Source organism: Sphingomonas sp. Ant20 (assembly GCF_000783375.1).
Classification (GTDB): Bacteria; Pseudomonadota; Alphaproteobacteria; order Sphingomonadales; family Sphingomonadaceae; genus Sphingomonas; species Sphingomonas aerolata.
Genome location: NZ_JRVI01000012.1, coordinates 24,636 through 38,645, shown reverse-complemented (window position 1 = coordinate 38,645; position 14,010 = coordinate 24,636). Strand labels below are relative to the sequence as shown.

Annotated in this window: 23 protein-coding genes; all 23 read right to left on the bottom strand. The window is 63.7% G+C overall.

Translation table 11 applies throughout. The annotated features are described in order from the left end of the window. Positions 1-122 precede the first annotated feature (122 nt). Positions 123-1,553 carry a phage portal protein gene (locus tag NI18_RS03180; RefSeq protein WP_084215006.1) on the bottom strand — a complete coding sequence of 477 codons (1,431 nt, stop codon included), beginning with the start codon at positions 1,551-1,553 and terminating at the stop codon, positions 123-125. Then, a complete protein-coding gene (locus tag NI18_RS03175; RefSeq protein ID WP_128082056.1) occupies positions 1,553-1,819 on the bottom strand; it encodes a hypothetical protein in 267 nt (88 codons plus the stop codon). Before NI18_RS03175 ends, NI18_RS03180 begins: the two co-directional genes overlap by 1 nt. Before the next feature lie 66 nt (positions 1,820-1,885). After that, entirely contained in the window at positions 1,886-3,280 is a 1,395-nt protein-coding gene (locus NI18_RS03170; protein WP_037528032.1) for a phage major capsid protein, read from the bottom strand. 1 nt (position 3,281) lies between these two features. Next, complete coding sequence (locus tag NI18_RS25475) at positions 3,282-3,899, bottom strand: HK97 family phage prohead protease (RefSeq protein ID WP_192070233.1); 618 nt, start codon at positions 3,897-3,899, stop codon at positions 3,282-3,284. An 11-nt stretch (positions 3,900-3,910) separates the two neighbouring features. Beyond that, positions 3,911-4,756: a terminase TerL endonuclease subunit gene (locus tag NI18_RS26395; RefSeq protein WP_306286212.1), complete on the bottom strand. Its 846-nt coding sequence runs from the start codon at positions 4,754-4,756 to the stop codon at positions 3,911-3,913. A 7-nt stretch (positions 4,757-4,763) separates the two neighbouring features. Next, entirely contained in the window at positions 4,764-5,492 is a 729-nt protein-coding gene (locus NI18_RS26390) for a terminase large subunit (protein WP_306286211.1), read from the bottom strand. Between the two features lie 112 nt (positions 5,493-5,604). Continuing rightward, positions 5,605-6,174 (bottom strand): hypothetical protein, encoded by a 570-nt coding sequence (locus tag NI18_RS26385; RefSeq protein WP_037528030.1) that lies wholly within the window; start codon positions 6,172-6,174, stop codon positions 5,605-5,607. A gap of 137 nt (positions 6,175-6,311) precedes the next feature. Further along, complete coding sequence (locus NI18_RS03150; protein ID WP_037528028.1) at positions 6,312-6,671, bottom strand: HNH endonuclease signature motif containing protein; 360 nt, start codon at positions 6,669-6,671, stop codon at positions 6,312-6,314. A 10-nt stretch (positions 6,672-6,681) separates the two neighbouring features. Beyond that, positions 6,682-6,987 carry a Gp49 family protein gene (locus tag NI18_RS03145; protein WP_037528026.1) on the bottom strand — a complete coding sequence of 102 codons (306 nt, stop codon included), beginning with the start codon at positions 6,985-6,987 and terminating at the stop codon, positions 6,682-6,684. A 21-nt stretch (positions 6,988-7,008) separates the two neighbouring features. After that, a complete protein-coding gene (locus NI18_RS26380; RefSeq protein WP_268893533.1) occupies positions 7,009-7,134 on the bottom strand; it encodes a hypothetical protein in 126 nt (41 codons plus the stop codon). Positions 7,135-7,763: 629 nt separating this feature from the next. Then, entirely contained in the window at positions 7,764-8,084 is a 321-nt protein-coding gene (locus NI18_RS03140; RefSeq protein ID WP_128082055.1) for a hypothetical protein, read from the bottom strand. Between the two features lie 265 nt (positions 8,085-8,349). Continuing rightward, positions 8,350-8,895, bottom strand: a complete 546-nt coding sequence (locus NI18_RS03135) for a GIY-YIG nuclease family protein (protein ID WP_128082054.1) — start codon at positions 8,893-8,895, stop codon at positions 8,350-8,352. 83 nt (positions 8,896-8,978) lie between these two features. Further along, entirely contained in the window at positions 8,979-9,521 is a 543-nt protein-coding gene (locus NI18_RS03130; protein ID WP_128082053.1) for a transcription termination/antitermination NusG family protein, read from the bottom strand. A 30-nt stretch (positions 9,522-9,551) separates the two neighbouring features. Next, positions 9,552-9,842, bottom strand: a complete 291-nt coding sequence (locus NI18_RS24935) for a hypothetical protein (protein ID WP_157840479.1) — start codon at positions 9,840-9,842, stop codon at positions 9,552-9,554. A 192-nt stretch (positions 9,843-10,034) separates the two neighbouring features. Then, positions 10,035-10,796, bottom strand: coding sequence for a helix-turn-helix domain-containing protein (locus tag NI18_RS22935; protein ID WP_084215004.1), 762 nt, complete (start codon positions 10,794-10,796; stop codon positions 10,035-10,037). Then, positions 10,793-10,933 carry a hypothetical protein gene (locus tag NI18_RS24930; protein WP_157840478.1) on the bottom strand — a complete coding sequence of 47 codons (141 nt, stop codon included), beginning with the start codon at positions 10,931-10,933 and terminating at the stop codon, positions 10,793-10,795. Before NI18_RS24930 ends, NI18_RS22935 begins: the two co-directional genes overlap by 4 nt. Beyond that, the gene (locus NI18_RS24100; protein ID WP_128082051.1) at positions 10,933-11,334 is read right to left on the bottom strand and encodes a hypothetical protein; all 402 of its coding nucleotides are present in this window, start codon (positions 11,332-11,334) and stop codon (positions 10,933-10,935) included. The genes NI18_RS24930 and NI18_RS24100 overlap by 1 nt, the downstream gene beginning before the upstream one ends. 1 nt (position 11,335) lies before the next feature. Continuing rightward, on the bottom strand, positions 11,336-12,022 hold the full coding sequence (locus tag NI18_RS03110) for a hypothetical protein (protein WP_037528012.1): 687 nt from the start codon (positions 12,020-12,022) through the stop codon (positions 11,336-11,338). Next, a complete protein-coding gene (locus NI18_RS03105; RefSeq protein WP_037528010.1) occupies positions 12,019-12,456 on the bottom strand; it encodes a hypothetical protein in 438 nt (145 codons plus the stop codon). The genes NI18_RS03110 and NI18_RS03105 overlap by 4 nt, the downstream gene beginning before the upstream one ends. Further along, on the bottom strand, positions 12,456-13,118 hold the full coding sequence (locus NI18_RS03100; protein WP_052148955.1) for a hypothetical protein: 663 nt from the start codon (positions 13,116-13,118) through the stop codon (positions 12,456-12,458). Before NI18_RS03100 ends, NI18_RS03105 begins: the two co-directional genes overlap by 1 nt. 43 nt (positions 13,119-13,161) lie before the next feature. Continuing rightward, positions 13,162-13,602, bottom strand: a complete 441-nt coding sequence (locus NI18_RS03095) for a hypothetical protein (RefSeq protein WP_157840477.1) — start codon at positions 13,600-13,602, stop codon at positions 13,162-13,164. 32 nt (positions 13,603-13,634) lie between these two features. Continuing rightward, entirely contained in the window at positions 13,635-13,829 is a 195-nt protein-coding gene (locus NI18_RS03090) for a hypothetical protein (RefSeq protein WP_037528006.1), read from the bottom strand. Next, a complete protein-coding gene (locus NI18_RS24925) occupies positions 13,826-13,987 on the bottom strand; it encodes a hypothetical protein (RefSeq protein WP_157840476.1) in 162 nt (53 codons plus the stop codon). The genes NI18_RS03090 and NI18_RS24925 overlap by 4 nt, the downstream gene beginning before the upstream one ends. Positions 13,988-14,010: the final 23 nt, after the last annotated feature.

Sequence of the window (14,010 nt, the reverse complement as noted above, 5' to 3'; positions counted from 1 at the left end):
TTGCTTCATCCGGCGACGCATCCCGTGCCTCGACAATTGCAAGGCGGGCGAGCAGCGGCGTGGTAGCCTTGTCGACAGCTTCACGGACAATGATTGCTGTGGCCTCGGCCATCGCTTTGGCATCAAGCATTCAGCAACTCCCGGCAATATTCTTTGTACAGGGCGGCGGTCGCGCGCGATTGCTCAGCAACTTCTGCGGGATCAGCCGGAGGCGCCGCCGCAGGCGTCGTATCGCCTTGACCCTTCGCCCACGGATCTTCTCGCGCGTCGCGTTTCGCTAGCGCCGCCAAGCTGTAATTTTGCTCTTGTAAGTACGGCGTGTCGCCGCCGGGGATCGGCCCGAGGTCGAGCCGCCGACGCGCTTCGTCAATTTTCTTGATCCCAGCCCCGGTGGCCAGCGCTTCGGCTTCGATCAGCGCCTTGGTGTCCATGCGCAGCAGGCCGTCGAGGTCGAACTCGGTGCCGATGCCCATGCCTTCGCCGATGCCGAGTCCCTCATCGAGGCATAGCTCGGCGGCCTCGATCAGCGATTGCAGCGCCTGGGTATAATATTCGAGGTTGAGGCTCTCGACGTTGCTGTTCGTCGGCAGGTTGCCGATACCCAGCTTGTAGGGCGGCACATGGAACGTGGAGCAGACCACCTCGGCGGTCCACTTCAGCTGGTCGATCAGCTCGGCATCCTTGGCGGTGACGGCCATGTGCTCATATTTCAGGCCATCGCCGAGCACGGCGACGCGGCCGGAGTTTTTGCCGCCGTAATAGTCGTACCAGTTGGCCTTAAGCTCTTCCGAGGATTCCTTGCTAATCTTGCCCGGCGCCGACAGCAGGCCGCCGGGGCGCGACTGGTTGCCGAAGAAGACCGCTGAATTGTCCTGGATGCGCAGGCCCTGCGTCGCCGCGAGGCCGTTCGCATAGATCGGCGATACGCCGACCAGCGGGTGGAACAGGCAGTTGAACCGGTCGTGGATGATCTCGCGGGCCGGCACGACCATCGGGCCAGCGATCTCCGAAATATCGTCCTGCTGCAACTCGTAGAAGATGCTGCCGTCGTCGGCGACCAGCGGCTTCACCCGGTGAGGGTCGAGCACGTAGAGCGCGATCACAACGTTGCGCGCGTCGCGGCGCTTGAGGACATAGGTGTTGCCGCTGCTGAGCTTCGACAGGAACCACGATTCGAAGAACTGGATCCGGGTCTGGAAGCTGTTGGGCTTGCGCAGCACTGGCGAATAGGCGGGGCGGGTGGTTTCGGCCCAGATGCCATGCGTGTCCTGGCTGACCAGCTTGACGCGCAGCTTCGAGATGTCCGACGCAATGAGCGTCATGCACGAGAAGACGGCGTGGAAGGCCAGCACGGCGGTCTGGTTGACCTCGACGTTCTGCTGCCACGCGCCGCTGAAGCTTTCACGAACGATCGGCATCCAAGGGCCCGACGGCGTGCTGACGATGCGTGCCGCCTTCTCGCGAATGATGGGCAGGCCGCCTTCAGTTTCGGGTTCGGCCTGCCCGATGGTGATCTGCCGGGAGCGCCCGAACTCCCGGCCGAGGATCCGCATCAGGCGCTCGCGACCTTGGCGATCTCTTCGAGCAGGCGCTTGTCGCCCCAGCGGGTGCTGACGGTGATGCCGAGCTTGGCGGCCTTGTCACGCAGCTCATCGAGCGTCGGTGCCGCGGCGGACGGATCTGCCGACGCGTCAGCTGGGCGCGCCTTCTTGATCGCAATCAGGATGCGGGCGTCTTGGTTGCTCGCCTGGAATGGGTCGCCCGCCTGAAGCGCGCGGGTCGCGTACCTCATGTCGCGGGTGGCGATAAGGTGAGGCATAGGTGTCTCCTCAGTTGATCGGCGGGCAGGATTGCTGCCCGCCGATCCGTCTGACTCACTGGTGGCTTATGCGCCTGCGGCCACCGGTTCGCCCCAGCGGACGCCCGTCAGGTACGCGACCGCGGTTGTGCGGCGACGGCGCCAGTTGATGGTGCGCTCGGCGCGCAGGCCGACCAGGTTGTTCTGCCACAGCGACACCAGCTGCGTGCCGGTACCGGCGAGGCCGTCCTGCTGAAGGGCGCTATCCTTCATCTCGAGCGATGCTTCGCGGCTCATATCAACCGCGATATCGCCCTCGTCGGCCTCGTAGATATCGGCCGCATTGACGAGCGCGACGGTCTGCCCGGCATATTCCGACACGATGACCGGCAGGCCCTCGAAGGTACCGCCGAGCATGGTCATGCCGGCGAATTCCTTCTGCCCAAGGGCATTGCTCATCATCGACAGGCCGAGCGCATTGGTTGCCGACATGATCCAGACGCCGGTCGTCAGCGAGTTGTTCGCCGCGATGAACGCCGCCATCGCTGCGCGCGCATCGGCGCGCACTGCATCGGCATCACGGCCCGACGATGCCACCGCGGTCGCGCCGTTCGTGACCGATGCCGGGCGAACGGTATCGACACCGGCGTTGGTCGGATTGATGAACGCCAGATCCTGCGTCTCGAGCAGCGCGGCCTTGAGCGCGTCGCGCACGATCGCTTCAGAACTCGGGTTCGAGCTGCGCACGTTCTCCTCGGTGAGGACGGCGATGTTGGCAACCTTGAGGCGGCCGAGCACGCTGCGCGTGAAGTCGAACGACGTCAGCGGCTTCGGCTTGCCCTCGCCGACCCAGTAGCCCTCGCCGCCGCCGGTCTGAAGGATGACGGGCTCGTCGAAGCCGATCTTCCGCAGCGACGGGATGATGCCGGTGCCGAACTTGCCGAGGATCGTCGCCGGACGGAGGAACTCGGCGAAGTCGACGAACGCAGCGCCTTCCGGGCTGTGCAGGGCCGCTGCCCAGCTACCGGGCTGGTTTGAACCGGCCGCGACGGCTGCCTTGATGGTGCCGACGACGTCGCTGTCCGGACCGTACATGCGCTCGGCGATGGTCATCACCGGCTCGTTATCGAGGCGCGAGACGGCGCGGGCCTTGGCATAGCGCGCGAAGGCGATGCCGGGAGCGAGCTTGGGCTGCGCCTTGACCTGGGTCACGCCGCCGCGCTGCGCGGCTGCGGCCGAGGGATCGCGCACGTCCTCGATTGGCTTTGCCGTTTTGGCGATAGTGCGCTCGGCGGTGCGCAGCCGATCGAGGTGCTTGTCGATCGCGACGATGTCGGCGGAATGGCCGTCATATTCCTCCGACTGCGAAGCGTCGAGGGTGGCGCCATCGGTGGCGGCCTTGGTCATGATCGCGTCCATGGCGCCCACGACCGAGGCGCGCTTCGCCTCATACGCGGCGATCTGCTCGGCAAATTTGGTCACTTCAAATCCTTCGAATGGTGTTGATGACGAATGGCTTCGCCCGGTCGCGGGCGGGGTCATCCAGCTTCACCACGCGAACCGATTTGCCGACCGCGGCAGGTTCTGGGTTGGCGGGAATCTCGGGGTCGGGAACGCCGGCTTCCTTGCGCAGGGCGGCGTCGATCGACTTGATCTGGCTGATGATGGCATCGCTGTTCGCGGGGATCGTGACCGCGGACAGCTCGTAAACCTCGGTCTCCGTGTACCGGATGCCACCGTTGTCCATGTAGCTGTACTCGATTGGCCGGAAGCCGATGCTAACCGCACGGACGAGGCCGAGCTTAATCGAGTGCCACGCCTCGTCGAGGCGGTCCTTCAGCGTGCCGGGCTCATCCAGCTTGGCAACCGTAGCCTCGAACACGATCCCCTTGGCGGTCGGCTTCTCGAAGGTCACGCTGCCGATCGGTTGATCATGCTTATGCTGCCACAGCAGTGAAATCGGATTGGCGAACTTGACGCCCAGCGGCTCGATGATGTCGCCGACGCGGTCAACGCTGGGCGACGTCGCAATGCCCCGGATGATGCGGGCGTCGTCGTCAGCCGACTTGATGGTCAGCACACTGAATGCGCGGTTCTGCATGAGGAGGCCTTTCAGAGGAACATGACCTGCAGCCCGGCGCCTGCGGCTTCCGGGTTGCGGGTCATCAGCATCACCGCGTTGAAGGCGGCGACGAGGGGATCGATCTTCGCCTTGCCGGCGACCTGTTTCGTGATGAGCACCGCGTTTCCGCGCTGCTCGGCTTTCGCGTTGCCGACGCACCAAGCCATGAGTTCTTGCCCGCCATGGATCAGCGTGCCGTCCTTCAGCTTGCGCTCCATGCCCCAGACAGCGGCCGAAAGCCGGAAACCCTGGCTGACGGCGAGCATCTGCTCGGCAGTGAAACCGCGGCCGGCCAGCTCGTCGACCAGCGCGGTGACGCCTTGAGGGTCGAGGCCAATCGCTGCTTGCTCAGGGAAAAGCCCGGCGTCCTTCACCTGCTCGAGCAGGTCCGCGACTTCGATCAGATCCTGGGTTGGCGCCTCGCAGCGCACCAGCGTCTTCTCACCGATGAAGTCGGTGAGCCGGCTAGCAATATCCTTCCGACGATCGAAAACGTCCTGCTGCGCCCAAGCCTTGCACCAAAGGATCCACTGCTTCGTCACCTTGTGCCGACCCAGCAGTGCCAGGCCGAGCAGATCGTCGAGGCCGCCACCATCGATTCCGGCAACTACGGCTTCGCAGATATCGAGGAAGGATCCGAACGAGCCGTCCCATAGGCTCGCTTCGGCTTTGGCACCCTGCCAATACAGCGAGCCGATCCATGCGTCGTGACGCAGGCCGATGCCGATCTCGACATTCAGGTGCTTTGCGTAAAATACAGCGCGAGGCCCATCCTCACCGTGGTCAGCCTCGGCCGCCTTCTCCTCAAGCCAGTCCTGTGTGACCGATCGACCCATGTTCGGGTTAGTGATGAAGAAATTTTTCGCGCTTCAGGTGGTCACCGTCCGCGACCATCTCCTCGGGGTATTCGTACAGGACTGGCAGCTTTCGCGGGTCCACGATCTTTCCATCTCGGACGTCGCGGAAGTAGTTGAGCTTCTGCTTGAACACGCCTGCGGGTGGCTTGTCCGACTGCGTCGTCAGATAGATCGTGTACCCTTCGGGGCGGCTCACCTGGCCGCCGGTGGCCTCCTTCAACATCGAATCGGCGTTTGCCATTTCACCGAAGAGCCAGAGCTCATCCACCAGCACGCGGCTGGCCTTCTTGCCCGCCACCGTGCCGCTATCTGCCGCAACGATCTTGAGCGTGGATTTCATCTCGCGGTGGGTGATGAGCTTCAGGTGCTCCTGATGCTTCAGGAGATCCGTCAGCTCTTCATCGGCATCGATCATTCCCATGGCCGGTGCGAAGCTGTTGGCCGCAACCTCCTTTGTCGGCGCCAGGATCAGATTCTCGTCGTAGGACCGGAAGCCGCAGGCCAGCTCCGTGAGCATGATGCCGGCAGCCAGCGTCGACTTCGTATTCTTCTTGCTGATCAGCAACATGTACTCGGTGATCAGCTGCCGATTGGTGTCAGGGTCAAAGGCGCCGAACACGGCCGCAGCGAAGTCGAGCAGCCATTCGTCGCTTGCCTCACCGAACGTCGGCTGCCCAGGCAGGTCAACGATCTTGAGCGAGGTGAAAACGGCCATTTTGGCCTCAGCCGACGCCGGGAAGAGAGGCGAGAATGGGATCAGTGATCGTCGTTCGCAGATCCGACGCTTCCAATCCAAGCATGCGGTCGACCAGGTTGGCTGGGCCAACTTACGGCTTCACCACACTGAGGGCTGGCGTCCCGACGGGCCGGAACCGGCTACCGCCCGCCACCTCTCGTGCGCGATCCTGCGCCGCCGCCTTTTTGCCCTGCGGCGCGGAAGCCTCATTGATTGTCTTAAACGCGGTGGCGAGTTCCTTCAGGGTCTTCGCCCGGCCACCAAGGCTGATCGCGCCGAGCATGCCATCGCGGCGACGGCCATCGCGATCGTCAGCGGTGATCTCCTCGATCATCTCCTCGAGTTCGCCGGCATGCGTTGTCGTCGCCTCCAGCTCATCCAGCATACGCGACACCAACCCGCGTCCACGTTCGGCGATGGCGGCAGCATCCGGTACCGGCTCGCGTTCGCGCTCGACTGGCGGCGTAGACTGCGGAGGCGTCGAAGTACGCACTTTGCGTACCCTGCGTACCACTCGAACCCACTTTTCGGCCTTGGCGCGCTTCCGAATAGCGCCTTCCGAAATTGCGTGCCGGTCAGCTATTTCTCGAATGGAATCTTCGCCGGCCAAGTATTCAAGCTCGATGCGCGTCCAGTCGAAAGATGATTTTCGGGTTGCCATGACGCGGCACCTCCGGCCGAAAAGTACGCACCTCAAAACGTGAGGGGGAAAAAATCTGCGCGTGAGAGCCTATGGGGTCCAGCAGGGCGCGCCCTACCGATGGTCAGACCCTCCCCCCCGGGGGTGGGGCGGCGTGGTCAGTGTCGTTGGGCGCGCTCAGCGCGCTGCTTGCGGCTGTTATGGCAGGGCGCGCACAGGCATTGCAGGTTGCGCTCGTCCCAGAACAACGCCTCGTCACCGCGGTGCGGCCGCTTGTGGTCGACGACCAGCTGCGACGTGTCCGCGGTCATCAGTCCGCAGCTAGGCCACTGACACGTGAACATGTCACGCGTCAGGATGACCATGCGCAGGGCACGCCAGCGCGCCGTCTTGTAGAGCTTGCGCCAAGGCGCGTGCAGCATGCGGTCCTCGTCGCGGGTGCGCTCGACAGGCGGCAACGAACCAAGCCCTGGCCGCAGCGAGGTGAGGCGGTTCGGCAAAGCCTTGAGCTTGCCCAACTCCCTGACCTTAAACGGTAGCTGCGGCGTAAAGCTGCTCGCGCAGTAGGTAGCCCTCGAAGCCCCAGAGCTTGGCGATCGCGCGCTCGCGAGCGAACTTCTGACCCAGCTCGGCATTGAAGTTCTCAGGCGAAGCGCATGCGCTCTCACCGGTGACCGTAAAGCCGTTGACGGTGTGAAGCACGCACACGGTCAGAACATCGCCGAACACGGCGTATTCCTCACGAGCGATCTTCGCCTCGATCGAGGCCAGCGTGACGCGGGGTGCGACGGCAACAGCCGCAGCAGCGTCATCACCCTGTTGTAAGGTGCTCATAGAAGCTCTCCTGGAAGTGAGTTAGCGACCGCGGACAGCGGCGCGCAGGTCGATCGCGGCTTGCTCGGCCTGCTCGATTAGGCGCTCGCTGCGCCCCTGATGGCGCGACCCGCTCGACATCTCCTCGGCAATCCGAAGCACGCGCATGCCGATAGCGTCAACGCGGTCAGCTGTAGAAGGTCGGGTAGTTAATGCCATGCCATCTCCCGCCCTTGGGACATTCAGCGACGTTGCTCTGATTAATAGGGACACAGCACGACGCTTTCCGTGTTGGCAGCAAGATTTTGCGAGCTGTTAAGCTATGAGATTTGCCGGAGGGGACTTGACGGCGCTCTAAGCAAGGCTCCCAATCAAACAACGACCCGACTCGAGGTTGAGCAATGGAGAGTTAAGATGCTGAGTACGTACGAGCGTAAAAGGGATAGGCCATCAGCGCGTTGCCCCAGCGAAGCTAATAGCGATCACGGCTCGGAACAATCACCATGGCCTGACGATCATGTCGCAGATAATGACCACGGCTTATTCAACATCGTCGGCGACAATACAGTCGCCTATTCAGATCACGGATCCGCTACAAGGTCCCGATAAAACCGCCACTCAGGGGATTGGAGAGCCAGTCCCCTGAGTACTGATAACCGCTTAGAGAGCATGCGACTTACGCCATACAGTGGGACAATCGCTCGCAGCATGGCTCCTGCGTAAGGGCATGAGGGCGTCTCACACTGCTCCTCCCATTCCGCGTCTCATCTCACGCTCAATTACTTGGTGCCGTCAAATCACCGAGATTCTGCGCGCAAGCGCGCCTGTGCGCCCTGTGCCCTCGCAGCGCAGGCTTTGAAAATTCCCAGCGCGGCGGTTCCAGCGACAGCCGGTTGAGACTTGAGGGCTGCAGCAACAGTTGCGGGAACCCGTCCATCCAGCCGCCCCATATAGAACGCCGCCGTCAAATTCGCGACCTTCCGCGTTGGCTCGTTCTCGGCCTGCTCGCCGACGGCACTGGTTACAACCAGGCACCGGACATCGTCGTTCACCGTCTGCGCGTGCGCCGGAGCGGCAACTAAGATGGATGCTAGAACCAGACTGACGACGTTCTTCATATAAAGTTCCTGAGCGTAGTGGGCCACCAAGCATAGACCACATCAACGCACAAAGTAACGTCGCGTCTGACCATACCGTAAGACAATCGCTCGGTGCATAGCTCCAGAGTGAGAGGACGAGGGTGGCTAGCCAACGCGCTCTCGAAGGTTCTGCGCCGGTTGCTCGACATCCTCGATAAGTGGATCGCTGCGACCATGATGGCGCGATGAACTGCGCACATTTCTGGAGATCCGAAGTAGGCGCATGCCGATCGCCTCGACATGGTCAGCTGTGGTGAGCCGCAATTGCGGTGCCGCCATCGTCAACCTCCGTGGGCCTTGCAGCCACTAGCTTCTGTGCTAGCTCGTCGCAGTCTATCGGGCAAAAGCCTCGACTCTTAGAGCGCCCAAAGCGTTTGGGCCGATAGCCATTCGCGTGCCATAAACTCAGCACCTGCTCGACTGGAACGCCCAGCCGAGCCGCTGCTTCGCTCGCCGATAAAGCGCTCTTCGTGAGAGGCTCAGACGGCGAGAACGAACCGAACAAAGTCCACCCGGCCGCCGCGGAGTTGAGCGCCTTGTTAAGGGCGGGTCGCAGACGACGAATATATCGCGCTTCGGCCGCCAGCAGCTTGTCTGGAGCGAAAGGAATAAAAGAGACGGCGTCGAAGTCTTTGACCCCTTCACCGATGTGATCAGCGACCCGCCGTCTGACGTTGACCGCTTGGCCAACATAAACGACGACACCTTCCCGATAGAGGAAGTACACACCGCTTCGGTTAAAATCGGCAAGGCCTTGGATAAGAGCGAAGAGGCCTATCTCGCCAGTCACCCCAATCCCCATAGCTTCGCATTTCCCACCCGCGTATCGGTTGGGGGCAACGGGGAGGATACCTCTGCGCTCGTTGCAGCTGCTCAAGCAGCGTCTGCCCGATCCTGTACCGCATCTGTTCCCAGTAGCCAAGACCCGATCTTCAGATTGATGCCCGCGAACGCGACGAGCACAAATTTGCCATCCCCATCTTGGACAACTTCGCCGAACAGGCCCGCTGCTGCACCTTCGGTAACTCGCACTTGCTGCCCCACGGCAAATGCTTGGCGCTGCCCCTGCTTCGCCGCGCGCTTGCACCGGTCTTCGATTCTGCGCGCACCGGCGACTTCCGCGTCGCTGATCAGCGGTATGCCGCCAAGGTGCCGAAAAACTGAGAACCCAGGGTGGTCGCTGAAAGGCAGGGAGGCCAGCCGCAGTAATTCATCACGGTGAATTGCGCGTGCGAACACGAACGTGGGCATTATCGGCGCCGCGTACTCCACCCGCTCGCGCGTCCGCCCGCGGCGGCGAGTCAGCGTCTGCACTGGGCTCCATACGTCGAAGCCGGCCGCCTCAAGAGAGGCGACCAGCGGCAGCGTGCGCGACGCTCTTGTTCGAAGGATGCACCAATCGTTTCCCCGCCCCATCGTCTCAACCCTCGCTCTTATAGGTATGTGTCATGCCGCAGCCTGCTGGTCGTAGGACTCGCCGGGATCGATGCCGAAGAGGCGGATGTAATCCGCGCAGGTCGGCTTGCGGCTGGGCGCGCCGGAGGCGCCGGGCACTGGTACCGGCCGCGATGCGTCGCGAACCGGGCCCGCGCCGCGGCCAATCTTGAAGCGCTCGATTATCTCGGCCGCCTCTGCCGGCGTACAGCGGTCAGGCTCGGGCAGGGCGGGCGCTTGAACACCGACAGCCGGCGCGGCCAGCCGCTGGCGACGAGCCCAAGCCCCGCTAATCTCAGCCATGATGGTAGGAACGACCTTCGAAGGGTGGTCAGCCTTCTGCATCGCTGCTTCCGCACCGCGTTGCAGCAGGCCGATCGGGATGCCGTCGAGCGCGATCCGGGCAGCTTCGAACCAAGTATCCTGCTGTCTTCGTCCATGCCGACCGGTGCAACCAGCTGGAGGCATGGGAGCAGGGTCGTGATGAACTGGTCATCAGACGCCGGCTCCAGGTCCCGATAGTCCGCGGCGCGCCTTGAATCGCTCGGCAGCATCGACCGTGCGACCGTGACCGCTCCGCGACTGCCCGTTTCCGCCCACACGTCCGTTGCCTGATCGTTGTCCATCTCGGTTATCCTGTTCGATTATCCAGTTGCTCCACGCCTTCTGCCAGTCGGCTTTCCGGCCCAGCCCGTCCTTGTCGGCGGCGTTCGCAGCCCAATTCCGGAAGCTTTCGAGTGCACGCAGGCTCCAATCCTTGCCCCGTCGATCGACGATTGCTCGAGCAACGGTGTCGTCTGCGAACCGAACCGGCGCCCAATCTTCTGGAAGGCGGAACGGCTTGACCTTCACGGCCTGCACCCGCCCGCGCCTCGAAGGAGGCGAAGCCTCCGGAGAGGTTATGGTTCTTGATGGTTTGTCCGCAGCGGCTTCGGGGGTCAGCGCTGTTCGCTTCGGGGGTGAAATGGCTTCGGGGTGAAGCGGCTTCGGGGGTGCAGCGGCTTCGGGGGTTGGGTGCACGATGTACCGACATCCGCGCCCTGCGATTTCCTGCCGGCTCATGTGGCCGCTAGCCACGAGCGATTTGATGGCAGCCTGGACGGTGCGGTCGCTCTTGCTGCACTTCGCAGCCAAGGTCGCCATCGAGGGCCAGCAGAGGCCTTCATCGTTGGCGCAGTCAGCCAACGCGAGAAGGACGATCTTCTCGCTATCTGGCAGTGTCACGCTCCACACTGCGGTCATGATCCGGACGCTCATCGGCGGTTCTGCTCGGCAATGGCGCACAGGGCGCGAAGCTCAGTGGCGATCGACTGAACGCCGTTGGCGACCCGGATCAGCTGCCAGATCGCATACAGCACCGCGAAGACGGCGAAGAGGGTGTCGGTACCGTCCATTATGCGTCGGCCTCGGCGCGCAGCTTAGCGGCATGTTCGATCATTAGCGCGGCGCGCGCGTCGAGCGCTTCAGCCGCCGCACGGAGATCGTCACACGAGATCCCGCGCTCTGCACCGGTCTTCGCGCGCAGGCTGCGGGGTTCGATGTTCATCGCCTCCGCGAGCGCCGCGGCGCTGCCCAGCAGCACGCCAGCTTTCATCAGCCCGGCCATCCGCGGTACTGACAGCAGATGCGACGTGTGAGCCGCTTTGGCAGCTCGCTTAGATGCCAATCGCTTGGCCGCGTCGGCTTCCTGTTGCTGACGCCGAAGATCGCCGCGCACGCGCATGACCGCGTCGAGATCTTCTACGGTCGAGAGGTGAGCCGGTTTAGCGGTGCATGTAAGGGTGTCGGCCTGCATGTCAGAGCATCCCCGACGAAATGCCGCCGAGCGTATAAGCCGGGCCGCCGGTGCGGGTGTCAGGGGCGGCGACGAGCTCAGCGCCGGCAGCGATGCGGGCCATCTGGCGCTCGAACGGCGTCATGTCTGCCTCGATGATGCGGCGGGCCTCGGCGGCACCCAGGGCGGCCCGCGCGCTAGCGTACTCAGCGCGGCGGGCGGGCGGGCACCAGTTGAGCGCCGCGCGCTGCTTGGCATACGGCGTCGGCATCGGCTTCCCGGCGATCAGATCAAGCACGAGCCGCTTGGCGTCCGCGGCGGGGCGGCCGCCGCGCTTCAAGTCACGGTATTTCTCGCGCCACTCAGGCGGGCACCAGGCGAGCACCGTTGCCGATCGCGCCGCGCCCGCCGCCATCCGCTGATCCTTCGTGATCTTGTCGTTCGCCGCGCGCAACGTCGCGGTCATCCGGTGCCCGTGCTGGCGACGCTGTTCCCGCACCTCCGGGCTGATGTGCCGATTCATGCTGGCGCAGCGCGCGGCATGCGCGGCACGATATTCCGGATCCGCGAACCGCCGGGCGATGCCCTGACGGCGTTTCTCGGCGGCGACTGGGTCGGCGTTGTTGTGGCGGGTCGCGCAGGACTTGCAGCGCCCTGTCAGATTTCTCGCCCCGAGCTCGGTCGGGCAGTCCATGCAGGTGCGCGTCATGCCGCGAACTCCAGGTCGATGATGTAGGGGGCCGATGCGGGCTGATGATCGCAGCCGATGTCGGCGCGGATCCCGCAGCGGAAACAGGGGGTGCGATCGAGCACCGGGGGCAGGGGCTCACGGCGCTCGGCTTGGGCAATTGCCTCGGCGCGGTCCGTCTCCCTTTTTGAGCCATCCGGAGCCTTGCTGGCGCGGATCGTTGCGCCCAGCTCGGGAATGAGGATCTCACGCGAGAACGGCGTGGTGGTCACCACGATCTTATCCGCCGCGATGAGGTCGACCAGGGCCTTCTGAGGGATCGAGGAGGACCGCACACCGAGCAGCGATGCCAAGGCGAGGTTCGTCGGACAGCGGGCACCGGCGCGCGCCGCGCGCAGCAGTGCATCGTAGACGACGTCGCGGGACTGCGCAGCGGTGCGGCGGGGCTTCGTCATTATGCCGAGGTCTTCCAATCGAGGAAGAACAGGGAGGGTGGTCCTTGATGACCGTGCTCCCAAACGAACCACGCAAAAGCGATGACCCCATGGCCTTCGCCTTCCCCGGCGAGCTTCCCGCGACCCATCGGCACCCGGCGCGACATGATGTAGACGCGCGCTAGCGGCGTACTGGGGAACCACTTGCCCCGCTCGACGCCTTCCAGACACGCAAGGCGAAGGAACATCACGACCTTGCCCGTAATTAGCATCAGCGCGCGGTCGATGAACTGCAGGGCGTCGCGGAACGGCGGGTTCGTGAAGATGTTCGGCGCGCGAGGCTGCCACTGCATCAGGAAGTCGAGCTCGCCCTCGCCATAGCCGCGATCGATCAGGTCGGTGCTGACGACGGTATAGCCGGCGGCAGTCAGCGCATCGGAGATTGCGCCATCGCCGCATGCAGGCTCCCAGATCGCCCCGTCGAATTTCTCGACCTCAAGCAGAGCGCGCGTCGCCGCGGGCCACGTCGGATAGAAGTCATGTTTCTCGCGGTTGACCGGATCATCGGTCTGCGCACGCGAGAATGCCTTGCCACCCGCCACCGAAGGCGAGGTGTCAGGCACACGTGCAAACTCGCTCGCAGAACCGGGCTCAACCGGCACTGCGCTATTGAGCGCGTCCATAGTCATCTCCGTTGCGGGGTTTTCCGCGTAATATTCGTCGGCTTCAGGCGCCCTGACGGCCCGCCGACGACATCGGCAACACAGTCGCGATGATCATGTCGGCCGCTTCCTGGCACCTGGGTTGCTCGGTGTGATCGATCCGTCCGTCGGCCGCAGCAGTCGCGATCGTCGAAAGGTGGGCCATCGCGGTCGCAGCGATCAGCATCGGCTGCAGCGCATCCGGCTCGTCCATGCGGCGGGCGGTGTAACCGATCGTCGAGAGCAGGGCGCTGACGGCACGATCGCCGAGCAGCTGCGCGATGGAGAATGCGTCCTCCATGGTCACGCGCCGCTTCTTCTCCGGGTTCCGCGACATGATCTGGTCAAGCGTGTGGACCGAGACGCCGCTCTCGTTCGAGAGCGTGGCACGGCTGAAAGAGCGGTCGACGTTATACGCGCGCTCGATCTGCCGCCGCAGCGTGTCCCTGATACGTTCGTCCGACACGATGGGCCCAGTTTGGGCAGAATTATCGACGGTCATCGGCCATTCTCCCGTTCATGGAAACTGAGACCCTGATTACCGCCCCGAAGGCCGTTCGCCTCGCCGTTGCGCGCGCGCTGCTCAAGCATCGCAACCTCGTGACGGCAGCAGAGGTCGATGCCCCAGAGCAGCACGCCCGAGGCGATCGTGATGAGGACCGTCATGGCGACGATGGACCAGTAGTCCGTCACAGGACGTTCCCTTCGGCGTCGCGGATGACTCTGCCGTATGCCGCCGCGTCCCTGCCCGAGAGCAGCGACTGGATGAAACGGTGACGCTGCCAGACCGCATGGGCGTGGCCCAAGGCGAAGCACGCGAGGCACGCGACGCAGATCATGACGAGGGTCATGCAGCTTTCCGATCTCTGGAGGG